We start from the raw sequence: 26,897 nt of genomic DNA, 5'->3' as shown, positions 1-26,897 counted from the left end.
ACAGAAGTTAAGCCCACCAGCGCCGATGGTACTGCTAACGCGGGAGAGTAGGCCGCCGCCAGTTTTTATTTTATTTTTAAAAAATCCTTTATCTTAACGATAAAGGATTTTTTTTGTTATATACATACAATCCCTTACCTTCCTCTCTTTCTTATACCTAAACACTTCTATACCCATATACTCACGTACTCTTATACCTATACTCCTGGTAGAAATCGGTAATTCATGAGTGAACAAACCTAGCCCCGATAGTAATGGTTACCCCGCAGCAAGATTGGAAAAGCAAGGATCCAGCAGGGAAAGTATGGGCGAGGAGTATGAATGAATAGCGGGATAAAGCTTCTTACATTTCAAAAGATATTTACTGAACTATTTCCTTTTATAACTCCATTTTACTCGAATAAATTCAATAAGTTTGTACTAGTTTTTCCAAAAATAATGATAATGTCCGGAAACATTCTGATCATCGATGATGAGATTAAGCTGCTTAAATTATTGGGCATGATCCTTTCTCAAGAGAATTTTAATGTAAAAGAAGCCTCTACAGCACGTTCTGCAATGACAATGCTGGAGCAGTACGATTTTGATGTTGTACTAAGTGATGTGCGGCTTCCTGATGCCTTCGGTGTTGAGCTTGTGAAATCAATCAAATCTAAATATCCTTATCTCGAGGTCATCTTAATGACGGCATTTGGTAATATTACAGATGCTGTTCAGGCCATGAAGAATGGAGCGTATGATTATCTTGTAAAAGGTGATGATAATGATAAGATTATTCCGCTGGTGTATAAAGCGCTTGATAGAGTGAAGGATAACAGATCAAAGATGGTTCAGCAGATTACTGTATCAAAAGGGTTTGATCAGATTATTGGTAAATCTTCTGCTATCCTGCAAGCCAAAAAACTGGCCGAAAAAGTTGCTCTAACAGATGCTGCCGTGCTTTTAACAGGAGAAACGGGAACGGGAAAAGAAGTCTTTGCGAATGCTATTCACGAAAAAAGTGAAAGAAGTAAAAATAATTTTGTTGCTATCAACTGTTCTGCATTCAGTAAAGAGATTCTGGAAAGTGAACTTTTTGGTCATAAACAGGGATCTTTTACAGGGGCTTTGAAAGATAAGAAAGGTTTAATTGAAGAAGCAAATGGAGGAACATTATTCCTTGATGAAATTGGAGAAATGGCTATAGAGCTTCAGGCAAAACTTCTTAGAGTTCTTGAAACCAGAGAATTTATTAAAATGGGAGAAACAAAAGTTTCTAAATCGGATTTCCGATTAATTGCCGCTACCAACAGAAATCTTGAAGAAGAAATAAAACAGGGAAATTTCAGGGAAGATCTTTACTTCAGACTGAATGTTTTCGAAATTAATCTTCCGGCACTTCGCGAGCGTAAAGAAGATCTTAAAATGCTGGCCAAAAATTTTATTGACCAGTTTTCCCGTAAATTACACTTACAATCTATTGAAGTAACGCCAGACTATTACAAATCTCTTGAAAAAAATGATTGGAAAGGGAATATCCGTGAATTGAGAAATGCTATAGAGCGCAGCCTTATTTTAATGGATGATAATATCCTTGACGTTGACAGCCTTCCTCATTATTCGGAAAAAAATGTTGAAGAATGTGATTCTTTAAGCATAAGATCTTTGGAAAAAGTTCATATCCAAAAAGTATTACAATACACTAAAGGAAACAAAGCTGAAGCAGCGCGCTTACTGGAAATCGGAATTGCAACCTTATACCGTAAACTGGAAGAATACGGATTGAAATAAACCATTTATCATTTTAATAAAGAGCCTATCATTTTGATAGGCTTTTCTGTTTTTGGTATGTTTTATATTTTAGGTTAATCGGTTGGATATTAGATTTTTATGTTGTTTTTTATTCAATTGGACTTTAATTTGGCATATAGTCATTGAATAAAATATTTAAAAATGACAACTTCAAGAAAAACGTTCAAAAAACGGGAGCATTCTACTTTTAGTCTGCTGATTGTATCGTATGTAGTATTTACTCTTTTAACCTTAACAATCAAAATATGATGCTTATAAGTTTAGTTCTGCTGTTTGCAGTACTGTTTTGGCTTTTATATAAATCAGTTGAATTTTTTGATAGAATATAAAATTATGTGGAGTTTATTTTTCCTCTCAATACTTGCCTTTGTGTACATCTGTTATGTTTTAATGAAACCTGAAAAATTTTAAACAGTCATGAATACAGAAATTTTAGGCATTATAGCAATGTTTGCTATTATATTAGTGATCGGAATATTTTTAGGTAAATACATCGCTAATGTTTATGGATACAAAAAAACTTTTCTGGATCCGGTTTTTGCACCGATTGAAAAGTTGATCTATAAAATATCGGGAATTAATCCCAGCCGTGAGATGACTTGGAAACAGAATATGTACGCCATGCTGACAATCAACCTCATTTGGTTTGTTATAGGATTTCTTATCCTTTTAAATCAGGCGTGGCTTCCCTTAAATCCGGATGGAAATCCCAATATGTCACCTGATCTTGCTTTTAATACTGCAATTTCATTTTTGGTAAACTGTAACTTACAGCATTATTCGGGGGAGACAGGAGTGAGCTATCTGAGCCAGATGTATCTGATGTTCTTACAGTTTGTAACAGCAGCGACAGGAATGGCCGCAATGGCTGTTCTTTTTAAAGCTTTTAAAGAAAAAACAACTACGGAACTGGGTAATTTTTATGATTATTTTACCAAATCAATGATCAGAATCTTACTTCCTGTAAGCATTATTGTTGCGTTTATCCTTTCTATGAATGGAAGTCCGATGACTTTCCAGGGAAAAGACCATATTACAACACTGGAAGGACATAAGATTGAGGTTTCCAGAGGTCCTGTAGCAGCATTTGTAGCGATTAAACACCTTGGAACTAACGGAGGTGGATTCTTCGGGGCCAACTCGGCGCATCCCCTTGAAAATCCTAATTATATAACGAATATGACAGAAATGGTTACTCAAATGATCATTCCGTTCGCATTGGTTTTTGCATTAGGTTTTTATTTAAACAAAAGAAAATTGTCATGGGTGATTTTTACGGTAATGACCGTCGGATTTCTGGCACTTACCATTCCTAATATTGTCAATGAAACCGGTGGAAACCCTTTAATTACCAAAATGGGAGCAGACAGCACGTTGGGGGCAATGGAAGGGAAGGAAATCCGATTCGGAAGTGCAGCATCTGGATATTGGAGTATCGCAACGACTGTAATCTCTACAGGTTCTGTAAACTCGATGCACGACAGCACAATGCCTCTTTCGGGGATGAATGAGCTTCTTGCCATGATGATCAACTGTTTCTATGGAGGTTGTGGTGTCGGAATTCTGAACTATTTCATTTTTATTATTCTCGCCGTATTTATAAGCGGTTTGATGGTAGGACGAACCCCAGAATTTATGGGTAAAAAGATTGAGGCCAAAGAGATGAAAATCGCAATGATTGTCGCTTTATTCCACCCATTCCTAATTCTTGCAGGAACAGCTTTAACTGCCTATTTACCAGAATTTGGAGCAAAAACGTTAAACAACCCCGGATTCCATGGCTTCAGTGAAATGTTGTATGAGTTTACTTCTTCTGCAGCCAACAACGGATCTGGTTTCGAAGGGCTTGGTGACAATACTCCATGGTGGAATATCTCAACTGGAATTGTACTGCTACTCTCAAGATTTATCCCAATTATTGGCCCTGTAGCAATTGCAGGTTTATTAGCACAGAAAAAATATATACCAGAAAGTTCAGGAACACTGAAAACTGATACAGCAACTTTCGGATTCATGACTCTCGCGGTTATTCTTCTGATTGCAGCATTGTCTTTCTTCCCTGCACTAACCTTAGGACCTATTGCAGAGCAGATTCAGTACTTCTCTAAATAAATATGAACATTAAAAATTAAGATCAATACACAACCATTAAGGAAACTGAAGAAATTAAGAAGCTAGTCTGACACTTACTGAAACGTTCACTTTAATATTTTCCATTCCTTATCAATTTGGTTCACCTTGATGGTTCTTATTGATTGACAATGATATAAACTCTTTCAAAAAAATGAAAAATCAATCACAAACATTATTTCAGAGAGATTTGGTAAACGAAGCCATCAAACAGTCCTTCGTAAAGCTGAATCCGAAAATTATGTTTAAAAATCCAGTAATGTTCCTGGTGGAGATCGGAACTATTGTCATGTTTATTGTGAGCATGTTCAGCCTTACTGGTGATAAATCCCAGGGAAGCTTTTCCTATAACTTTTTAGTATTTATTATTTTATTTTTCACAGTTCTGTTTGCCAATTTTGCAGAAGCTATTGCAGAAGCCAGAGGAAAAGCACAGGCGGATACCCTCAGAAAAACAAGAGAAGAAACACCAGCGAAACTGGTCGTTGATAACAAGCCGGGGTTTCAGGTAGAAACGGTTCTGAAAATGTCTGCTGAAATGACATTAGGTGATATTTTTCTATGTGAAGCAGGAGATCAGATTCCAATGGACGGAGAGATTATTGAAGGTCTTGCAACCATTGATGAGTCTGCTATTACCGGAGAAAGTGCCCCTGTTATTCGCGAATCCGGAGGTGATAAAAGCTCTGTAACAGGAGGTACAAAAGTACTTTCAGACAGGATAAAAGTAAAAGTAACCACAAAACCGGGAGAATCCTTCTTGGACAAAATGATTGCCCTTGTAGAAGGAGCATCAAGACAGAAAACACCCAACGAAATCGCATTAACTATACTTTTAGCAGGATTCACCCTTACATTTATTATTGTTACCCTCACTTTAAAGCCTTTTGCAGACTACGCGCAGACTCCGATTACTATAGCGGCATTTATATCTCTTTTCGTTTGCCTTATTCCGACAACAATCGGCGGTCTGCTTTCTGCAATCGGAATTGCGGGAATGGACAGAGCGCTAAGAGCGAACGTTATTACCAAAAGTGGAAAAGCCGTAGAAACAGCTGGAGATATTGATGTGCTTTTACTTGATAAAACCGGAACAATTACTATTGGAAACCGTAAAGCAACACAATTTCACCCCGCACATGGAATTCAGCTTGATGAGTTTATTAAAGCATCAGCATTAAGTTCTGTAGCAGACGAAACTCCGGAAGGAAAATCTATCATAGAGCTCAGCCAGCTTAAATCTGAAGATCTGTGGGTTTCTAATCCTGTCTATATCGACTTTACAGCCGAAACCAGAACTTCAGGGATTGATTTTGAAGAAACAAGAATCCGTAAAGGAGCTTACGATACCATAAAAAAACTGACTGAAAAAGCCGGGAATATCTTCCCACAGGAAACCCAGGATGCAGTAACCAAAATATCTGAAAATGGAGGAACTCCTCTCGTGGTAGCCGTTAATGAAAAAGTATGGGGAGTTATAGAGCTTCAGGATATCATCAAAACCGGAATCCAGGAACGTTTCCAGAGATTGAGAAAAATGGGGGTGAAAACCGTAATGGTTACAGGAGATAACCCTTTGACCGCAAAATTCATTGCAGAAAAAGCAGGTGTGGATGATTTTATCGCAGAAGCTAAACCTGAAGACAAAATGAATTACATCAAAAAAGAACAACAGGAAGGAAAATTGGTAGCCATGATGGGAGATGGAACCAATGACGCACCGGCTTTGGCTCAGGCTGATGTAGGAGTTGCCATGAACAGCGGAACCCAGGCGGCAAAAGAAGCAGGAAATATGGTTGACCTTGATAATGATCCTACAAAACTGATCGAAATTGTGGAAATCGGTAAACAGTTGCTGATGACTAGAGGTACATTAACGACCTTCAGTATTGCGAATGACGTTGCCAAGTATTTTGCCATTATTCCGGCACTTTTTATCACTTTCATTCCATCCCTTCAGAAGCTGAATATTATGAATCTTCACAGCCCGGAAACAGCGATTCTTTCGGCAGTCATATTCAATGCTGTCATTATCCCTTTCCTCATTCCGCTAGCGTTAAAAGGTGTCGCTTATAAACCAATTGGTGCAAGTGCATTATTGAGAAGAAATCTGCTGATCTATGGCTTGGGAGGTGTTATTGTACCTTTCATTGGTATCAAGCTTATTGATTTGGTAATCAGTTTATTCTATTAAAATTTTAAAAATGAAAAATCATATTGTTTCAGCATTCAGGCTGACTGTTGTAATGCTCGCTGTTGTAGAAATTTATCTGGCAGTTGTATACATGGGTTCAAAAGTTTTACCTACTCAGGGAAATGCAGAGATCATTCATTATAAAGGACAAAAATTCTATGCTAATATCGAACAGGAATTTAAATCCGAAAAATACTTTCACGGCCGCCCTTCTTCGGTTAACTATAATGCTGCAGGAAGTGGGGGAAGCAACAAAGGACCAACCAATAAAGAATATCTGGAAATTGTACAAAAGAGAATCGATACACTGAAAATAGAAAATCCAGATATGGAAAATACCAAAGTTCCTGTAGAATTGGTTACGGCAAGTGGAAGTGGCCTGGATCCTGATATTTCTGAAGAAGGAGCTTTATACCAGGCAAAGAGAATAGCCAAAGTAAGAAACCTTTCGGAAGAGCAGATTAAAAGCTTAATCAATAATCAGACAGAAAAACCTTTCTTAGGACTTTTCGGGCCTTCAAAAATAAATGTTCTGAAGCTTAATATCGCTTTGGACCAATTAAAATAAATTCAATCAATAATCTAAAAATCTCTTTTTGCCAGATTGACTTCAACATGCAATAAAAGAGAACTTCAATAGAAAATGAATTCTGTTTTCTGACCTTCTGAACTGTAAGTTGTAAAAAGATCAAATTAAAGCAGTTCTTATTTTTTAATCCAAAAACTACAGATTGCAGGATTCATTTTTTCAATATCTAAGGGAAGCGTATCCCACATTACTCAATTAATACATTATCATCAACATTTATATAATGAAATCAAAAACTTTTCAAGCAGCATTTTTTCTTGGATTTAGCGCATTAAGTCTTATGAATGCTCAGGAAATAAAAAAAGACTCCGTAATTGCTCAGCCTAAAGATTCTTTAGTGACAAAAACGGATTCAAAAATTCCTTTTGACGGATATGATCTGACATGGATCAACGGGCAGAACCGCCAGACGGATTTCCCTTTAACTTTAAAAGATAAAAATGGAGAAACTATACTTACGGGAGTAACTTATGTGGATGCTTATTATAACTATGATTTTAACCGTCCTAAAGATAATACTCATACTATTTCCGCTGCTATTGGCCGTTCCAATGAAGTAACCATTAATATGGCCAGTATTGGTCTGGAAACCAATTATAAAAATGTGATAGGCCGGTTGTGGCTGCAGTTTGGGCAGATGGGATCTATCGTTCAGGATCAGGACGGAACACTGAATCACGGGAAAAATACAAGCGGAAGCAATTTAAAATACATCCGTGAAGCTGCAGCTGGGTATCATTTTAACGTCATGCACGGGTTAAACGTTGAAGCAGGGATTTTCATGAGTTATATTGGTCTGGAAAGTTATGTTTTGGGAGAAAACTGGAACTATCAGAGAAGTTTGGTTTGCGATTTTACACCTTTCTATTTCCAGGGAGCCAGAATTCAGGCGTATCCTTCTAAGAAATTCAAAACAGAAATTTGGGTGCTAAACGGATGGCAAACCTATAACTCCTGGAATACAGGACTAGGCTTGGGAGTTTCCAACTATTACCGTCCTAATGAAGATTTACAGCTTGTTGCCAATTTTTATATTAACGGGCAGGATACCAGAAATAACTCTGGAGTACGAAGATTTCACCATGATCACAGTATTGTAGCAAGATATTATAAAAATAAAGATAGTGATGGGCTATCACAGGCTGCCTTCAGTATCAACAACCATTATGGATTTCAGAGTGGAGGAGGTATAAAAGCTAAAGACAACTACATGATCGGTACTTCTGTGGCCAACAGACTTTGGTTTCACCACAACAAAATAGCTTTAACTTTAAGAGCAGATGCCGTTTCAAATCCGGGAGCTTATTTGGCATTTACGCCTTCACCTGTTCCCAATAATGATTTTAACGATGCTATTGCTGCCGGAGAAAAACTTAAAATGTTCCAGGGAACCGCAACCGTTGATATCATGCCTAATCAATTTGTGACTTTCAGACTGGAATACGGATTCAGAAAAAGCAACATCCCATATTTTGCAGGAAGAGAAGGAACTACCAGCCCAGATGGATGGATCGATACACCCGTGGATTCCTGGAGACCCGATCTGAGAAAATCAGACAGTAGATTTACCCTTGCGGTAATGTTTAGACTTTAATGATATCACTGATGAAATAACGATCAAGATAACTATGAAAAAATATATTGTTACCGGAATACTATTAGGGATTTTCTTTCCGAAGGCTCAAATTTATGATTCCGTAAAACAAAGCTCCAAAATAAAGTTTTCCGCCTATGCAGAACTCTTTTATACCTATGACTTTAATGAACCTTCCAATCATCTTCGTCAAAACTTTTTCTATTCTTATAACAGACATAATGAAGTAAATCTTAACTTAGGCTTAATAAAAGCATCTTATGAGAATGATCGGCTTCGTGCCAACCTGGCTTTAATGGCAGGTGTATATGCACAGGATAATATGGCGGCAGAACAAAATGCCTTACGCTATATCAATGAAGCGAATATTGGAATTAAAATTTCCAAAAATAAAAATCTATGGATCGATGCGGGAATTATGCCTTCTCATATCGGTTGGGAGAGTGCCATAGGAAAAGATAATATGAATCTGACACGAAGTTTGGCCGCAGAAAACTCGCCGTACTTTGAAACAGGTGCCAAAATATCTTACACTTCAGATAACGGAAAATGGTTTTTAAGCGGATTGGTAGTAAACGGATGGCAGAGAATTGCAAAACAGGAAGGAAACCAAAGCCTTTCTTTCGGGCATCAGTTGACTTATAAACCTAATGATAAAATTACCCTGAACAGCAGTTCATTTATAGGAAATGATAAGCACAAGGATGATAAAAGGATGCGGTATTTTCATGATCTGCATGGAATCTTCCAGTTGACGAAACAGTTTTCTACCATAGTAGGATTTGATATCGGAGCAGAGCAAAAAGCAAAAGAAAGTGAACAGTATAATATCTGGTACACACCGAATGTCCTTATGAAATATCAGTTGAATGATAAATGGGCTCTTGCTGGAAGACTTGAATATTACAATGATAAAAACGGAGTAGTGATCAATACCCAAACTCCTAATGGCTTTCAAACTTTCGGATATTCTGTGAATGTGGATTATGCCGTGATGAAAAACGTAGTATTCCGTACAGAAGCCAGAAGTTTAACTTCTAAAGATGCCGTTTTTGTACATAATGACCAGATGAAACAGGGAAACTTTTTCATTACCACAAGTCTTGCAGCTTGGTTTTAATAATCAATTCAGACACAGAGAAAAGTGTTTAAAGTAAAATTAAAAAGGATAAAATCAATGTCATCAGCAAAAGATTTTTTAGAACTCATTCAGAAATCCCGTAAAGGAAAATTCAAAATCTATATCGGTATGAGTGCAGGCGTAGGGAAAACCTTCCGTATGCTTCAGGAAGCCCATTCCCTGCTGCGAAACGGCATTGATGTAAAGATTGGCTACATTGAAACCCACGACCGGGAAGAAACGGTAGCCCTTACGGAAGGAATTCCTGAGATAGCAAGAAAATCAGTTTTTTATAAAGGAAAAAGTCTGGAAGAAATGGATCTGCAGGCCATCATCAACGAACATCCGGAAGTTGTTCTTGTAGATGAGCTTGCCCATACCAATGTGGAAGGATCCAAAAATAAGAAACGCTGGCAGGATGTACTGGAAATTCTGGATAACGGAATTAATGTCATCAGCGCAATGAATATCCAGCATATCGAAAGCCTGAATGAGGAAGTAAAGAAAATAACCGGGGTAGAAGTCGCAGAACGTGTTCCTGATAAAATTCTCGCACTGGCGGATGAAGTGGTGAATATAGACCTTACCGCAGATGAGCTTTTAACAAGATTGAAGGAAGGGAAAATTTATAAAAAAGAAAAAATACAGACGGCGCTCAGTAATTTCTTTCAAAGCGGACATATTCTGCAGCTTCGTGAGCTTGCTTTAAAAGAAGTGGCTACCCACGTTGAAAGAAAAGTAGAAACAGAAATTAAAACCGAAAATTTTAAACCTATAAAATTCCTGGCGTGTATCAGCAGTAATGAGAAAATTGCTAAAACCATCATTAGGAAAACGGCCAGATTAGCCAGTTATTATAATAGTCCGTGGACTGTTTTATATATTCAGAAACCGTCAGAAAATCCTGAAAAAATAGCTCTGGATAAGCAGCGGTATTTGATTAATAATTTTAATTTAGCACAGGAATTGGGCGCAAAAGTTGTCCGTGTCAAAGAGAGCAGTGTTCATAACGGAATACTGGAATATGTGATTGCTCATAATATCACTACAGTCTGCATAGGTAAACCTCATGCGAGATTCTGGCATCGTCTGTTGGGATATAGCTGGATTTATACCCTGATGAACAGACTGAATGAAAGACAGGTAGATATTATTATTTTATCTTAAAAATAATGAAACTTAAAACGAAACTTACCTTAGGCGTGGGCCTTTTATTTCTGCTGATTGTTCTACTCTCGGTGATCGGTTCTGTATACATTAATAAACTGAAGTCTGATACAGAAAAGATCCTTACTGCCAACTACAATAGTCTGGAGTTTTCTAAAAATATGCTTTTGGCTCTGGATAATATCAGTACAGACAGTACCATTGCAGTAGCCGATTTCCAGAAAAACAACAAACTTCAGGAAAAGAATCTTACCGAATTTGGAGAAAAAGAAGCCACCCAGAAGCTGAATCTTCACTTCAACAGCTATCTGAAAGAGCCTACAAACAGTAAAGAAAAACTCATCAGAGAAGATCTGGCAAAAATTATGTCTTTAAACATGAAAGGCATCGAGCGGAAGAGTGATATTGCCATCATTACAGCAGAAAATGCCACCTTTTGGATTGTCAGTTTAGGAACGGTATGCTTCCTGATTGCTTTTACACTGCTTTTCAATCTGCCACAGACCATTGCAGAACCTATTAATCAGCTTACCTTCAGTATCAGACAGATTGCCGATAAAAATTATAATGAAAGAGTCCATTTCAAAGGAAGTGAAGAGTTTAGCAGCCTTGCAGAATCATTTAATGTGATGGCAGAAAAACTACAGGAATATGAAAGCAGCAGTCTTTCTAAACAGCTGATGGAGAAAAAAAGGATTGAAACGCTGGTGAATAATATGCATGACGCTGTTATTGGGCTGGATGAAAATCATTTTATCTACATGATCAATGATGAAGCTCTGAAAATTACAAATCTCCGTAAAGAAGAAATTATAGGAAAAACCGCTCATGAAGTGGCTATCAACAATGATCTGATGCGCGAACTGCTTAAAAATATAGACCATCCGATTAAAGAACCTATTAAAATTGTTCGGGAGAATAAAGAAAATTATTTTGAACAGGATATTATCCCTATCAACATCGTAAAAACTGGAGAAAAAGAGAAAAAATACATCGGAAAAGTAATTTTGTTGAGAAATATTACACCATTCAAAGAGTTGGATTTTGCTAAAACCAATTTTATTGCTACGATTTCTCATGAACTGAAAACTCCAATTTCTGCAATAAAAATGGGCGTACAGCTGCTTGGAAATCAAAAGTTCGGAGCATTGAATGAGCAGCAGCAGGAATTGTTGAAAAGTATCAACGATGACGGTCAGCGTTTGCTGGATATCACAGGAGAACTGCTGAATCTTTCTCAGGTAGAATCTGGAAACATCCGTTTAACAATAGAAAAATGTTCCCCAAAAGAAATCGTACAGGCAGCCGTAAAGTATGTTGAAAAACTGGCCGAACAGAAAAATATCTTCATCAGTACAGAATATCTACTTGAAGACAAAGATTTTGTAGCAGCAGATTTTGACAAAACGGTTTGGGTCATGAATAATTTTCTGACGAATGCTGTGAAACATTCTTTTCAGGATGAAGGCATACGGATTGTTGTAGAAAAGCTGAATTCACAGATTCAGTTTAGTATTACTGATACGGGAAGCGGTATTGATGAAAAGTACCACCGTCAGATTTTCGACCGTTATTTTCAGGTTCCCGGAGAACATCAGAATGGAACAGGGTTAGGGTTGGCGATCTCAAAAAACTTTATTGAAAAACAAAATGGTGAAATTGGAGTAAAGAGTTCTCTGAATAATGGAAGTACGTTTTACTTCAGATTACCACTTTTATAAGGATAATTGTACCATTAAAAGAAGAAAATACTATTATTATAAAGAAAATAAAGACAGCGGTATTATTATTTAAACTACCTCAATTTAAATATAAAATAATACTAAATTGTGTCAATAAGATTTTCTATTATGGTAAGATTTGAACAGATATGGAAAAATCATCCCGGATGGGAGGCTAATCCATTTAATTGATATTACAATGAAAAAAATAATTTATATTCTGGCAACAGGAATCGTTACTTTTTCTTGTTCTAAAAATAAAAAATCTGAAAAAAGCAAAATAGTAATAACAGATACAGCTGCTATTGACAATGTTTTATTAGAACTTGTAAATAATGATGGGAAAGGAGAATTAAGGATAAAAAACAATAGCAAGTACAAAATTTCAGGAAAGATAAGGGTTGCTGCACCTTGCTATTTTTATAGATGGGACGGAAATAAAATAGGTGATTTTAAATACTCTGATATAAATGTAGACCATACAATTGTTATAGTAGGAAATATAATTAATGATGATGAAAAAAAATACTATGATTCTTATGGAATCAATAAGATATGGGGAAATAAAGCTCAGGGAATCATATTTAAAAATGATAGTATTATCTTAACAAATAGAATAATGTTTGGGCATCCAGTTTCTACTAACAACATAGGTTTAGATGAAAAGAATTTCTGGGACTTTGCACATAATCCGAATAGGTGTAATAAATAACATTAGTACATGTAATATTAAGTCCGTTTAAACTAGCTTTAAACGGACTTTAAATTTTCGGTATTTTTAAACATAAAATTCGATTTCATTCGGCTATTTTTTTCATTTGGTTTCGCCGATTATATGATGAGCAGCAGCAGGAATTGTTGAAAAGTATCACCGCCAGATTTTCGACCGTTATTTTCAGGTTCCCGGAGAACATCAGAATGGAACAGGGCTAGGGTTGGCGATCTCAAAAAACTTCATAGAAAAACAACATGGAGAAATTGGAGTAAAGAGTTCTCTGAATAATGGAAGTACTTTTTACTTCAGACTGCCGGTTGTATAAGGATAATTGTTATACATTTGAAGAACAAAAATTCAATTAAAAACTTCGAATTCTATTCTTTTAAATGGATTTGTGGTGCTGGTTGATTGTATTTATTGTGATACGCTTCTTGATTTTAAAGAATTGAAAACAGAAGATCTTGATAAAATAAATACCTGGATAAGAAAGAAATCAGAAGTATTGGAGCAGGGATTCTTTTACTTTGAAAAGAGAAATAAATCTTTTGCGACGACTATTTCAAATGCTTTATTTATTCTTGAAAACAGTATAAGATTTAAACAAAATTAAAGGCGCTACAAAAATATTTCGCAGCGCCTTCATTATATAGATCAATTGTCTTAGTCTTTAATAAACTTCTGAACCGTCAAATTATCCTTGGTAAACATTTTTATAATATAGTTTCCTTTAGAAAGATGAGATACGTTCACAGAATTTTCTTTTGTCCCTGTAGAAGTCACAATTCTTCCCGCTGCATCATAAATTTCAACCTTTGCTATTTCACTTTTAGATTGGATAAATAAGGTCTCTTTTACTGGATTAGGATAAATGCTTATTGAGTTTTTATCATTTTTCACTTCAGAAGTGGCCAACGTAGTTTCAACTGCTGTAGTAAAAGTATTGGTAATGATAGGCGCATTATAATCGAAGTAGATTTTAGCTGTGTTGCTGAAGCTGTTTCCGGCAACTAAGGTAGATTTTGTTTTGATCTTAAATGATACATATCCGTCGTTATGAGCATCATCAAAAGGCAGCTGGATATTTTCGAAAATAAATTCAACTACATTAGGACTAGTCATTCTCGTGACAAAATTATGGCTGCCATTTAACGCAATTAATGAAGATAAATCAAATTTGGTCGTATCAATTTCATCTTTCACCACAATATTCTGTGCATTGGCGGTTCCTGTATTTTCAAATCGGATCAGATAATGTACATAATCTCCAACCTTTGTTTGTGCAATGGAAGTTCCTTCCAGACAGGTTTTATCATTAGGATCAAAAGAATTGACAACCGTTTGGTTTAATACAAAATTATTATCTGCGGGCGTTTCATCTGTAGCTCCGTTAATTTGTGCGGTGTAATGCAAAATATCACCACCATTAACAGGAGGAGTCTGTGTTGGAGTATTTAATTTTAAAGTGACGGTAATTTCTCTGGTTTCAAAAGGCTGAAGATTGGTGAAGTTCCAGCTTAGAAGACCTGTGGATTGAGAGTCTGGAGCAACGGTAGCATTTTGATAAACGGTCAAATTATTATTGAAATTAAAAGTAATATTTCCAGATTGTGAAACTGTGCCTTTATTTTTGTAAACAATTTTGTAATTAGCATTAAATCCTGGAACTGCATTGGTTACAGGCATAATAACAATTTCTAAATCTTGGTGTGCGCCATTAGCTGTAAGGCAGAAGTTCTGCGTTAAAGGACTTATTTGTGCTGGGAAATTTACAGTCAGGTTTGCGGGAGAAACTGTGATATAATTTGGATTTTCTAAGATAGGAGTGATAATATGTGTTCCAGCTCCTACAGCAATAGAATGATTTCCTGAATTGTTGGCAACAAAAGTTCCTGTCACAGATCCATTGGTAATGCTGAATTGTTGTAATGCTTTATTTAGATCATTAACATCACATCCATTGTTATTACTATCATATTTTGTATTTCCTTGAATAGTATAAGAAATTCCGCCAGGAGTGAAAGAGCAATAAGAATTTACTATAGCAGAAGAGTTGCCATTATAGTTGGCGTAATAGATGAAATCATTAATTTTATCTGCATCACAACAAATATATTTTAAGTTGTTATTAGAACTGAAATTACACATATGAGGTAGTATTGCCCCGTTTTTTAAAAATAGAGATTTCAGATTATTGCTGCTACAGTTCATCCCTTTTAAAAGCGGATTATGGGTAATATCTAATGACTGTAGATTATAATTATTTCCACAACCCAGACTTTCCAGTTTTGGCAGCATTGAAATGTCCAGAACAGAAAGGTTGTTACTAGTACAATTCAGTGAACTTAATTGAGGTGATTGCTGCAAATTGATGTTTTGCAGGTAATTCGACGAGCAGTTAAGTGTTATTAGACCGGGTGTATTTTGAAGATTAAGACTGGTAATATTATTAGACCCACAATCTAGACTTTCAAGGAGAATGTGATTGCTCACATTCAGTGAGGTCAAGAAGTTATTATTTATATTAAAGTCCACCAGATTATTAAGAGTACTGACATCTATAGTAAATAATTTATTGTTATTTATTATTAAAGTGTTGATATTGTAGCTGTTATTGGTATTTATGGTTTGTAAATTGTAGCCGTAGGTGCAATACACTTTTTTTAAAGAAGGTAGATTCTGAAGATTTAAAGAAGGTAAAGCATATATTTTTGTAAGCTGTATTTCATCCAGCATATTACAGCCTTGTAAGTTGAGAGAAGTCAAAATATCCATTTGCTCCAGTCGTACATTTTTAAGAGCTGGTTTGTTACTCAGATCCAGAGAAATTATAGGTGCATTAAACATCATTACAGTCTCTAAATTAGGAAGATTCTGAAATGTCATAGTAAACGGATTCGAATTGACCCCAACAACAATGTTTTTAATAGAGGTACTTTGTATATCTAAAGCGGAAAAACCATGATTAGAAATGTCCAAATTTTTTAATTTGGGGCAGTTTTGAATAGCAAGGGAGCTAACGTTATTATTGTTGACAACTAATTTTTCAAGATTAGGAAGACTTAAATTAATAGTGGTGAGATTGTTTCTGTTAAGATCTAGAGAAATGACATTAACAAAACTCTCAATTCCTGAAAGATTCGACATGTAGTTTGTGTTCGGAGAAGATGATAAATCCAGATAACTAAGATTTATAGCTTCTGATACTTGAATTTGTCCGTCATTATTTAGATCAACCTTTGTCCATGCCCCTCCTAAATTTTTAGCTATCTGGTTGGTAGTGCTGTTAGCACTTAGTAATTTTGCCTTAAAATTAGCATCAGGAATATTGACAATCTGTGATTGAAGCACAGAAAATATAGCTATGAGAATAACTGAGTAAAATTTTTTCATGGATTAGTTTACAAGTTTTAGTTTTTTTAGTATTTGATTACAAATACAAAACAAATGTAATCTTTTAGATGAATAACTTATTATTTTTTTTTAATATTGATATATTGTTGAATCTTAGTTTTTTATAGAATAAATTATACAAAAAAGGCTGTGAGATCTATCACAGCCTATATTAGTTTTACAGATTCAATTATTATTTTTTACTGTTTTTCAATCAGATCCAGAAACTGCTGTTCATCAAGAATGACAATGGTTCCGATGTCCTGAGCTTTTTTCAGCTTGCTTCCTGCTTTTTCACCTACTACAAGATAGTTGAGGTTTTTGGATACTGCAGAAATATTTTTTCCACCGTGCTTTTCTACCATTTCCTCAGCAGATTCTCTTGTGAATAAAGATAATTTTCCGGTGAAAAGGAATGTTTTTCCTTCCAGAACATTAGAAAGTACTTCATTGGTACTTTCTCCTTTTTCGAGCTGTACTCCGTAAGATTTTAAACGTTCAATCATCAGGAGATTTTCTGTATTTTGGAAAAACTCAACAATGCTTACTGCAATTTTAGCCCCGATGTCTTCAACCTGGCAAAGTTCCTCAGCGGTAGCATTTTTCAGGTCTTCTATTGTTGGGAAGTTTTTTACCAGCTTTTTGGCAACCGTTTCTCCTACGTGTTTGATCCCGATTCCGTACAATACCTTTTCAAAAGGAATTTCTTTAGACTTTTCAATTCCTGTAATGATGTTTTGAGCAGATTTTTCTGCCATTCTTTCCAAAGGAAGAAGCTGTTCTTTTGTTAAAGCATAAAAATCAGCCGGGTTTTCAATTAATTTCTCCCTGTACAGTTGCTCAATCGTTTCACCACCCAGATTTTCAATATTCAGAGCTTTTCTGGAAACGTAATGAATCATTCTACCCACTACCTGAGGTGGACAATGAAGCTCGTTCGGACAGAAATGAATCGCCTGATCTTCAATTTTTACCAGTTCTGTACCACATTCAGGACAGTTTTTGATGTATTCAATCTCTTTACTTTCTTCCGTTCTTTTATCGGTGTTTACCCCAACAATCTTGGGGATAATTTCTCCTCCTTTTTCTACATATACAAAGTCAAACTCATGCAGATCCAGCTTCTTGATGATATCTTCATTGTGCAGAGACGCTCTTTTTACAATCGTTCCTGCTAATAAAACCGGTTTAAGGTTAGCAACAGGAGTGATAGCACCCGTTCTTCCTACCTGATAAGAAACACTTTGAAGCTCAGTTTCCACCTTTTCAGCTTTGAATTTATAAGCCATTGCCCAACGCGGAGACTTCGCTGTATACCCAAGCTGTCTCTGTTGCTGTAAAGAATTAACTTTTAACACAATACCATCAATTTCAAATGGCAGATTATGACGTTCCGTATCCCAGAAAGTGATAAATTCCTTTACCTCATCCAGTGTTTTGCACAATTTTGCCTGCTGAGATGTTTTGAAACCCCAGCTTTGAGCTTTTTGAAGCAGTTCCCAATGCGTTTCTGCCGGGATATCTTCAGAAATAAACTGATACAGTACAGATGACAATCCTCTTTTTCTCACCTCACCGCTGTCCTGCATTTTCAAACTTCCACTTGCTGTGTTTCTAGGGTTCATGAAAGGATCAAGACCTTCTTCCTCACGGAGTTTGTTGATTTTGTCAAAGTTTTTTCGGGTAAGATAAATTTCTCCACGCATAAAAAATGAAGCAGGGAAATCACCTTTTAAAGTCAGAGGAATATCTGAAATTGTACGTACATTCGGTGTAATTTCATCTCCCTGGAAGCCATCTCCACGGGTCACTGCCTGGGTAAGCTTTCCGTTTTCATAAAGAATAGAAATAGAAGCACCGTCATACTTCAGCTCAGCAACAAATTCAACGGGTTCATCAATGGTTTTGATGATTCTTTTCTCCCAGTCTTCCAGATCGTCAAAATCATAAGAATTATCCAGAGAATACATTCTGAATTTATGTTGAATGGTAGGGAATACCTTGGTAATTCCGCCTCCTACACGTACGGTAGGGGAGTTTTCATCATAAAATTCGGGATATTGGGCTTCCAGACCCTGAAGTTCCTGCAGAAGCATATCAAACTCAAAATCTGTAATCGTTGGAGTATCCAGAAGATAATAATTTTCGTTATGCTGGTGAAGCTCTTTGCGGAGCTGTTCTATCTTTTGTTGAATGTTTTCAGACATTGCTATTCTATCTTTTTAGCAAAAATAACTAAAGTAATCTCATTTAAAAAATAACAGAATTAAATATTACAGGAATATTAAAAATACGTAATGCCATCCAACAGGTTGATCCTGTAGAGAATAAAGTGGGTGTTTATAATAATTTAACATAATATTCCAATTTATTTAAAAAAATGTTAAAACTCCCTTAAACAGGCAGCTCCCAAAGTCAAGATACCTTTGCACATCTTATTTATATAAAATCTCTGTATTCAATAATAAGTCAACATGATTATAACAGAGACTCCTAATGACCATAAAAAATTAATATAAAGACTTCGGAAGAAATGAAAAAAGTAAAGATTGTACTGGGATTATTGTTTTTAGGGCTTGGAACGATAGCTTACGCACAGACTACACAGGCTTCTATTGTAGGGAAAGTAACCGGACCGGGAAGTACGGCTCAGGAAAAAGTGAAAGTAACGATCATTAATGAGTCTACCGGATTCAGAACTGAAACACAAACCAATTCAAAAGGAGAGTATATCTTTAAAGAAATTCCTCTGGGTGGTCCTTATACCATTATTGTAAATGATGACAAAAAAGAAGGTTACAATGTAAACTTCGGAGATCAGGTAACGGTAAACATGGATTTAAGTGGTGAAAAACACATTGAAGAAGTTAAAATTACCGGAAATCTTAAAAACAAGATCGGAAACCTTGGAGCCGCTACCGCTATTTCTGCAAAGAATATCAGTATGCTTCCTGTAAACGGGCGAAACTTTGCGAATCTTGCCGAACTCTCTCCTTTGAGCGGAAAAAATGGAGGAAGTTTATCCGGACAGCTGGGATCTTCTACCAACTTTACGATCGACGGGATGACAGCTAAGAACCCAACGTCAGCAGGAGCTACCACCAGCCGAAGCGGTGCCCCTTTTTCTATTTCCATAGAAGCAGTACGTGAATTCAAAATTATTACCAACCAGTACGACGTTACACTGGGTAGAAGTGGGGGAGGTACAGTAAGTGCCGTTACGAAATCCGGAACGAACAAATTTTCCGGGAGTGCGTGGGAATATTTAAGAACCAACTGGCTTTCCAGTCCATATGACATCAGAGGAAACAAAAGACAGAACGATTTCTCCACCTCTCAGTTCGGATTTTCATTGGGAGGGCCTATCATAAAAAATAAATTACACTTCTTTGTAGCCTGGGATCATCAGTTGGATTCAAGACCTTTGATCATTGCCGATATCAAATCGCCGGACGATGAGAAAAGATTCAGTACTACAACAGCAACGCTGGACAAGTTTTTAGATATCGCAAGAACGAAATATGGAGTAGGTAATACACCACAATTCGGAACTTTTGATAAAGTAAGAAACTCGGACGCTGCATTCCTGCGTTTAGACTGGCAGATCAATGAGAAGCATTTATTAACCCTTAGAAATAATTTCACCTATGATCTTAATAAAAATGGATTAATTGATAATACGAACATCAATTTCTTCGAATCTTACGGAAATGATAAAAACCTGGATAACAGTTTGTTGTTAACCTTAAGATCCAATCTACAGCCTAATTTAACCAACGAATTAAAGGCTCAGTATCTTTATACATTCCAGAACAGTTACCAGAATGATGAATTGGGCAAACCGGTTCCGAGAGCTATTGTTGAAAGTGTTGCTTCCCCGGGGGTAGGATCTACCAATATTCAGTTTGGGGGACACCGTTTCGGGCAGGAAAGCTTTAGAAACAATGTATTTCAGGTAGTAGATAATTTATACTACAATACTGATAAAGTAAAATATACTTTCGGTGCCGATCTCATGTACACGACCTCAAAATCGATCTACGGAAGTGAAGTGAACGGAAGATTCCATTTTCAGGGGATGAGTAATTTTGAAGCAATGACTCCTTACAGATTTTACAGGGAAGTTCCTTTGATGGCAGATCCTTCAGTAAGATCTAATATCTGGAATCTTGGGGTATACGGACAATTCCAGACTAAAATTGCAAAAGGACTTGATTTAATGGCTGGTTTGAGATTAGATTATGGAGGATATCCAAAAGCAGAATTCAACCAGAAGCTGTATGACGAAATGGGAATCAGAACCGATAATAAGATCAAATCATTTGTTATTCAGCCGAGATTTCAGTTTGACTGGAATATCAACGAACAAAATAAAGACTTCGTGAAGTTTGGAGCCGGAATATTCTCTTCAGATATTAACAATTACATGATCATCAACAACCTTGTATTCGATGGAAAACATTTGGCTACAGTAGATGTCACTGCTAAAGATGTTCCGTTCCCGGATTTCATCAGCTATAGAAACGATTATGCTAATGTTCCTTCACTGGCACAATATCAGATCCCGACCATCAATTATACAGGGAAAGATGCCAAAATTCCAATTATTTATAAGGCCAATATCTCCTATACACACTTCTTTAACGAAAGATTCAGAGTAGGAATTGCAGGATATATGGCGTTGGGAAGAAATAACTATTACTATTATGACCGAAATATGGTATCAAGCCCATTCTTCACTTTGGATAATGAAGGAGGAAGAGGAGTTTTTATTCCAACAAGTGCAATTACCAATAATGACAATACGAAAACAGTAAGTTTTGACTGGAAGAAGGGAAGAATCAACAATAACTTTGGAAGGGTATTGGAACTTGTAAGTGATGGTAAGGTAAATCAGTTCTCCTGGGTTGTGGATACAAGTTACCGTTATTGGAAAGATGGAGAAATTACAGCAAGTTACACATGGTCTGATATTAAAGATAATACTTCTTACAATGGAAACGTAGCGAACTCTGCAACACTTTCAACCATGATTCAAAGTGATCCGAGAGATTTAAGAATGACGTATTCTGATAACCAGTTTAGAAACAAAGTCGTTATTTACGGTAACTCACCTACTGTGGCCGGATTTACATTGGGAATTAGATATTCAGGAATTGGAGGGACACGTTTCTCTGCAACAGCAGGAGGAAACATCAATGGGGATTTCGTAGATTCTAATGACCTGGCGTATATCTTCCCGAATATTGCCCAGACTATTTTAGACGATCCGCAGGTAGGACAGGCATTGAAAAACTATATCAGCGAATACAACGGCAAAATTGCAGAGCGTAACGGTGGTAAAAATGGTTTCTTCGGTGTTTGGGATGTACGTGTTGCCAAGAAATTGAAATTTGACAAAGTAGGAGCATTTGAATTATCAGTAGATATTTTCAACGTAGCGAATCTTCTTAATAAAGAATGGGGAGTAAACAAATCTTATGGAAACACTTCTTTATACAAAGTAACCAGGTTTAACCCGGATACCAGACAGTTTGAGTATGTTAAAAATGTCAGCGGAAACGGTCTTCCTCCTTTGTCTGGAAACCCATACCAGATCCAGATTGGAGCGAAATATACTTTTTAATAGAAAAGACTGAATATGATAAACCACAAAAGCCCGTATTAATAAGACTTTTGTGGTTTACAATTATTTTAATACTTACCTTTATCAAAAAGTTCCTGAACTTTATTTTAATTATCTAAATTATATTATGAAAAATTTTATCTTAGGGTTAGCAGTTTTAAGTACAGTTTTGATGAAAGCACAAACCCAGATCATAGCACACAGAGGATATTTCCAGGCTCAGCCTCCTACAACGGAAAACTCAATTAAATCTTTAGAAAATGCCCAGAAACTAAAAGTATACGGGTCGGAATTTGATGTAAGAATGACAAAAGATGGGGTGTTGGTGATCAATCACGATGAGCATCATGGCAACATGGAAATTTCAGATGCTACTTTCAAAGAACTGGAAGCGGTGAAATTGTCTAATGGAGAAAAATTTCCGACTTTAAAAGATTATTTAAAGCAAGGTAAAAAAGACCCTTCTGTAAAACTGATCGTAGAAATAAAGCCTGCTAAAACTCCGGAAATAGAAAACGAGATCACGCAAAAAACGATCAAAATGATCAAAGATATGAAGCTGGAATCTCAAAGTGAATTTATCTCTTTCAGCCTGAATATCTGCAAAGAAATTAAAAAGCTGGCACCTTCCTTTAAAGTACAATATCTGAACGGAGAATTGTCGCCGGAGCAGATCAAAAAAGAAGGATTGGACGGTTTAGATTATCATTATAGTGTTTTCCAAAAGAATCCCACATGGATTTCAGAAGCTAAAGCATTGGGACTTATCACAAATTCCTGGACGGTAAATGATACTACAGTATATGATCAGTTAAAAAATCAGGGGATAGGTTTTGTAACCACCAATATTCCTGAACAACTGAAGAATAAATAACAGATTTATTCATTATTCAAACAAAAGTCTGTCCTTTCATAAAAGGGCAGACTTTCGTTTTTTAAGAAGAAATATATTTTAATCTTTCCAAAACCATTAAAAAACTATTAAATATCCCTCTGCAATCTTTCGTAAAAATGTTCTTTCGTAACTTTGTATAAAGAAAAGTATTATCACTATGAATATAAATGGAAAAAATGCCATCGTAACGGGTGGTGGAAGAGGATTAGGTAAAGCTGTCGCAATGGCTTTAGCTCATGAAGGAGTAAACGTCGCTATTACAGGAAGAAATGAAGAAAATCTTAAAATGACTGTTGAAGAAATCAAGAGATTAGGAGTAAATTCTTACTATGCAGTTTTTTCCGTAGACAATGAAATTCAGGTAAAAGCGGGAATTGAATCTTTAGCAGAACAATTGGGAGGAATTGATATTTTGATCAATAATGCGGGGATCGGAGACTTTGGTTCCATCGAAGAAATGCCTTCCGAAACCTGGGAACAGGTCATTAAGACCAATTTATTCGGAGTATATTATGCCGCAAAGGCAGCGCATCCGTTCATGAAAGCGAAAGGAGAAGGTGATATTGTAAATGTAGCTTCTACAGCAGGATTAAAAGGAGGACCTAATATGTCAGCGTATGCAGCTTCAAAAGCAGCCGTTGTTTCTTTATCTCAATCCATGATGGCAGAATGGAGAAAACAGAATATCCGTGTCATTACCCTTACTCCAAGTACAATTGCTTCAGATATGAGTATCCAGGGGGGGCTTACAGACGGAAATCCTGATAAAGTATTACAACCGGAAGATTTCGCAGAATGGGTAAGAGATATTTTAAAAATGAACAGAAGAGCATTAATTGCAAATGGTTCTATTTTCTCTACCAATCCATAAGAATTTGAAATTTTTCAACGATAGAATTCAATGTAAGCAGGTTTATCCTGCTTTTTTTGTGTGTGAATGGTATTAAATAATTATTTATTTTACGGATTGGATTGTTGTAATTGTTAATAAATGCGAAAATTATTGCTATATTGAAGTGTTTTAGGTTTTATTTGTAAAATTTTTGTATGTTTATTTCTAAACTATTAATAACCATGCCAAATGAAAAAAATACTAATTCTATTAGGGAGTTTTCTCGTTAATAATGCTTATTCACAAATAAATGTTGCTGCAACAGCGGGAGCTGTTTCAGCAAATTATACCACATTAAAAGATGCGTTTGATGCCATTAATTTTGGAACACATCAGGGCATAATTACTATTCGTATTACAGGAAATACCACTGAAACAGCTACTGCTCAGTTAAATGCTGTAAATACATACACTTCCATCCTTATAAAACCTGCCTCTTCTGCAACACCTGTAATCTCCGGCTCAGTAGAATTCGGTGCATTGATAAAAATTTTGGGAAATAACGTAACAATTGATGGTTCTAATATTTCCGAAGGAACAAGTAGAGATTTAACAATCAATAATACTTCTGCAACTTATCCGGTAGTTGCTTACCTGGGGTCTTCGTTTAGTGGTGCACCATTACATGAAGTTATTTTTAAAAATACAGTTTTTATCAATGGTTCAAATACGAGCTCGGCTATTGTTTTGGGTAATGGTTCAGCAAACAGTGCTGGGTATTTTAAGAATGTTATTCTGGAAAATAATGACATTCGTACTGCCGATACAGGAATCTATATTTATGGAAGTTTGACAGATCAAACAGTAGGAACAGGACTTACCGTTAAAGATAATCTCCTGACTTTTGGTATTCGAAATATCGGAATTTATTTACAGGGAGTAGGAGGGGCTGCTACTATTTCAGGAAATACAATTGCCAATATTACCAACTCTATTCCCGGAGCATCAGATGAGACAACATATCAAATGGGAATCTGGCTTTCCAGGGATACTAATAATACAGTAGTAAAAAACAATATCATTTCTAATATTTCTAATACAGGGGCAGGAATCAATACGATTACACGGGGTATTTATGTTTCAAGTGGTGCTACTGCACAAAATATGGAGATTAGCGGTAATACGATCTCCAATATTATATCTCCCGGATTGTATTGGGATAGTGTATGTGGTATTGGCGTGGCATCTACTAATACAAAGGTTTCTTCAAATAAGATCTCAAATATTCAAAATACTGCAGTATCTGCAGCTTCGGGTATTTGTCTGGCATATCCTGTATCGAATGCTGCATCTATTGTATCTAATAATTTTATCTCCGGAGTGATTTCCTTAGGAAGTCCTTCTATAGCCAGAGCAAATGGTCATGGGATCTATGTGATTACAGGGAGAGGATATAAAATATACAATAATACTGTCAGTTTAAATATCAATCAGGTTAATCCGGGAGTGACTTCCGCGGTGTATGTAGAGGATTTTGTTAATGAAACAGGAGCTATAGACTTACGAAATAATATTTTGGCAAATACCCAGACTACAGGAGCCAGATATTCTGTATATGCTACTTCACCCAACAGTATTTTTTCAAATATAGATTATAATAATTATTACAGTTCAGGTAATTTAGGCTATTTGGGGGGAAACGTTGCTTCTACATTATCAACGATGCAGTCCAGCTTCGGAGGAAATACAAATTCTAAAAATATTGCTCCCAATTTTGTATCCGCTACGGATTTACACTTAATTAGTGCTTCCAATTCTGCATTGGATAATTCCGGAACTCCATTACCATCAGTGATCGTGGATATCGATAATGAAATTCGAGATGTAATAACTCCCGATATAGGAGCTGATGAGTTTTCATCCATTTTAGCGGTTTCAGAATCTATTAAAAACAAGTTTTCCGTATACCCCAATCCATTTATAGAAGTCTTATATTTTTCTGATATAAAAGGAATTGAAGGAGTCATAATTTATGATATTTCAGGAAGACAAATTAAAAATTTGAAGCCCGCTCATGCTATTAATCTTGAAGATCTGAATACCGGGACGTACATTCTTTCCGTAATAGGTCTAGATAAAAAAAGAGAGACTTTTAAGATCATTAAAAAGTAATATCAGAACTGAATGAAGAGTGGGGCATTGTAGAAGGTGTTTGGAATTTTATTTTTATGTTGTTTTATCAGTTACAGTCAATAGTATAATCCGTAATTTTGCAGCAAATTACTCATATGCAAAATTATTTAGAATTCAATTTCAAAATTTCTCCATTACAACCTTGGAATGAAATTTTAATGGCAGAACTTATAGAAATAGGTTTTGACAGCTTTACAGAAGAAATTGATGGAATTTTAGGATATATTCAGACCGGTTTATTTCAAGAACAGCAATTGAAAGCACTTTCCATCTTTGAAAATGAAAATGTAAAGATTGAATATTCCTTCGAAGAAATGCCCAACATCAACTGGAACGAAGAATGGGAAAAGAATTTTTCACCCATCAATATCGATGATAAAGTGTTGATCAGAGCAGAGTTTCACGATTCTGTACCGGGAATGCATGAAATTATTATTCAACCTAAAATGTCTTTCGGAACAGGGCATCACCCAACTACTCACCTGATGATTCAACAGATGATGGATCTTGATTTAAAAGATAAAAAAGTGTTGGATATGGGATGCGGAACTTCTGTATTGGCTATTTACGCCAAGCAGCAGGGAGCCGGAGATACCAAAGCTATTGATATTGATGAATGGTCTGTAGAAAATTCAAAAGAGAATGCTGTAAGAAACAATGTGATACTTGATATTGAGCAGGGAACAGCGGATAACTTGGGCAAAGAGAACTTTGATGTTATTTTGGCCAATATCAATAGAAATATTCTGATCTCAGATATCCCAACCTACGTATCTGTGTTGAATGAAGGTGGAAAACTATTGCTGTCAGGACTTTGCTTCTTTGATGTTGCAGATATTCTGGAAGTATGCAAAGAGAGCGGCCTTGAACTGAAAAAACAGTTACAGCGTGAAGAATGGGTGAGCCTTCTGCTGGAAAAATAATAAAAAACAAACAA

General features: G+C 36.0%; 16 protein-coding genes and 1 pseudogene. 15 read left to right on the top strand and 2 right to left on the bottom strand.

What is annotated here, in order from left to right; all coding sequences use genetic code 11:
* The first annotated feature begins 444 nt into the window (after positions 1-444).
* The 10 genes and pseudogenes from ACQ76T_RS25045 to ACQ76T_RS25000 form a co-directional block, all read left to right on the top strand.
* Positions 445-1,770: a sigma-54-dependent transcriptional regulator gene (locus ACQ76T_RS25045; protein WP_431345909.1), complete on the top strand. Its 1,326-nt coding sequence runs from the start codon at positions 445-447 to the stop codon at positions 1,768-1,770.
* A gap of 438 nt (positions 1,771-2,208) precedes the next feature.
* The gene (gene kdpA, locus ACQ76T_RS25040; protein WP_431345908.1) at positions 2,209-3,903 is read left to right on the top strand and encodes a potassium-transporting ATPase subunit KdpA; all 1,695 of its coding nucleotides are present in this window, start codon (positions 2,209-2,211) and stop codon (positions 3,901-3,903) included.
* A gap of 172 nt (positions 3,904-4,075) precedes the next feature.
* Positions 4,076-6,115 carry a potassium-transporting ATPase subunit KdpB gene (gene kdpB / locus ACQ76T_RS25035; RefSeq protein ID WP_431345907.1) on the top strand — a complete coding sequence of 680 codons (2,040 nt, stop codon included), beginning with the start codon at positions 4,076-4,078 and terminating at the stop codon, positions 6,113-6,115.
* 10 nt (positions 6,116-6,125) lie between these two features.
* On the top strand, positions 6,126-6,683 hold the full coding sequence (gene kdpC, locus ACQ76T_RS25030) for a K(+)-transporting ATPase subunit C (protein ID WP_431345906.1): 558 nt from the start codon (positions 6,126-6,128) through the stop codon (positions 6,681-6,683).
* Positions 6,684-6,927: 244 nt separating this feature from the next.
* Entirely contained in the window at positions 6,928-8,298 is a 1,371-nt protein-coding gene (locus ACQ76T_RS25025; RefSeq protein ID WP_431345905.1) for an outer membrane beta-barrel protein, read from the top strand.
* 34 nt (positions 8,299-8,332) lie between these two features.
* Positions 8,333-9,418 carry a porin gene (locus ACQ76T_RS25020; protein WP_431345904.1) on the top strand — a complete coding sequence of 362 codons (1,086 nt, stop codon included), beginning with the start codon at positions 8,333-8,335 and terminating at the stop codon, positions 9,416-9,418.
* A 57-nt stretch (positions 9,419-9,475) separates the two neighbouring features.
* Positions 9,476-10,585, top strand: a complete 1,110-nt coding sequence (locus ACQ76T_RS25015) for a sensor protein KdpD (protein WP_431345903.1) — start codon at positions 9,476-9,478, stop codon at positions 10,583-10,585.
* 5 nt (positions 10,586-10,590) lie between these two features.
* Positions 10,591-12,306, top strand: a complete 1,716-nt coding sequence (locus ACQ76T_RS25010; RefSeq protein ID WP_431345902.1) for an ATP-binding protein — start codon at positions 10,591-10,593, stop codon at positions 12,304-12,306.
* A 199-nt stretch (positions 12,307-12,505) separates the two neighbouring features.
* Positions 12,506-13,018, top strand: a complete 513-nt coding sequence (locus ACQ76T_RS25005; protein WP_431345901.1) for a hypothetical protein — start codon at positions 12,506-12,508, stop codon at positions 13,016-13,018.
* Between the two features lie 139 nt (positions 13,019-13,157).
* Positions 13,158-13,346: pseudogene (locus tag ACQ76T_RS25000) on the top strand (sensor histidine kinase); the annotation flags it as partial.
* A 338-nt stretch (positions 13,347-13,684) separates the two neighbouring features.
* Here the strand turns inward: ACQ76T_RS25000 and ACQ76T_RS24995 are convergent.
* Both ACQ76T_RS24995 and ligA read right to left on the bottom strand, forming a co-directional pair.
* On the bottom strand, positions 13,685-16,414 hold the full coding sequence (locus tag ACQ76T_RS24995; protein ID WP_431345900.1) for a DUF7619 domain-containing protein: 2,730 nt from the start codon (positions 16,412-16,414) through the stop codon (positions 13,685-13,687).
* Positions 16,415-16,614: 200 nt separating this feature from the next.
* Positions 16,615-18,621 carry an NAD-dependent DNA ligase LigA gene (gene ligA / locus ACQ76T_RS24990; protein ID WP_431345899.1) on the bottom strand — a complete coding sequence of 669 codons (2,007 nt, stop codon included), beginning with the start codon at positions 18,619-18,621 and terminating at the stop codon, positions 16,615-16,617.
* 326 nt (positions 18,622-18,947) lie between these two features.
* Between ligA and ACQ76T_RS24985 the strand changes: the two genes are divergently transcribed.
* From ACQ76T_RS24985 to prmA, 5 genes are all read left to right on the top strand, one after another.
* Positions 18,948-22,040, top strand: coding sequence for a carboxypeptidase regulatory-like domain-containing protein (locus ACQ76T_RS24985; protein ID WP_431345898.1), 3,093 nt, complete (start codon positions 18,948-18,950; stop codon positions 22,038-22,040).
* A gap of 127 nt (positions 22,041-22,167) precedes the next feature.
* A complete protein-coding gene (locus ACQ76T_RS24980) occupies positions 22,168-22,914 on the top strand; it encodes a glycerophosphodiester phosphodiesterase family protein (RefSeq protein WP_431345897.1) in 747 nt (248 codons plus the stop codon).
* Between the two features lie 178 nt (positions 22,915-23,092).
* Positions 23,093-23,806: a 3-ketoacyl-ACP reductase gene (locus ACQ76T_RS24975; RefSeq protein WP_431345896.1), complete on the top strand. Its 714-nt coding sequence runs from the start codon at positions 23,093-23,095 to the stop codon at positions 23,804-23,806.
* 210 nt (positions 23,807-24,016) lie between these two features.
* Positions 24,017-25,939 carry a T9SS type A sorting domain-containing protein gene (locus ACQ76T_RS24970; RefSeq protein ID WP_431345895.1) on the top strand — a complete coding sequence of 641 codons (1,923 nt, stop codon included), beginning with the start codon at positions 24,017-24,019 and terminating at the stop codon, positions 25,937-25,939.
* 116 nt (positions 25,940-26,055) lie between these two features.
* Positions 26,056-26,883 carry a 50S ribosomal protein L11 methyltransferase gene (gene prmA, locus ACQ76T_RS24965; RefSeq protein WP_431345894.1) on the top strand — a complete coding sequence of 276 codons (828 nt, stop codon included), beginning with the start codon at positions 26,056-26,058 and terminating at the stop codon, positions 26,881-26,883.
* The last annotated feature ends 14 nt before the right edge of the window (positions 26,884-26,897 follow it).

Source organism: Chryseobacterium sp. JK1 (genome assembly GCF_050632815.1).
Taxonomy (GTDB): domain Bacteria; phylum Bacteroidota; class Bacteroidia; order Flavobacteriales; family Weeksellaceae; genus Chryseobacterium.
The sequence above is the reverse complement of the archived record's forward strand: the minus strand, read 5'-3'. Positions and strand labels throughout refer to the sequence as shown.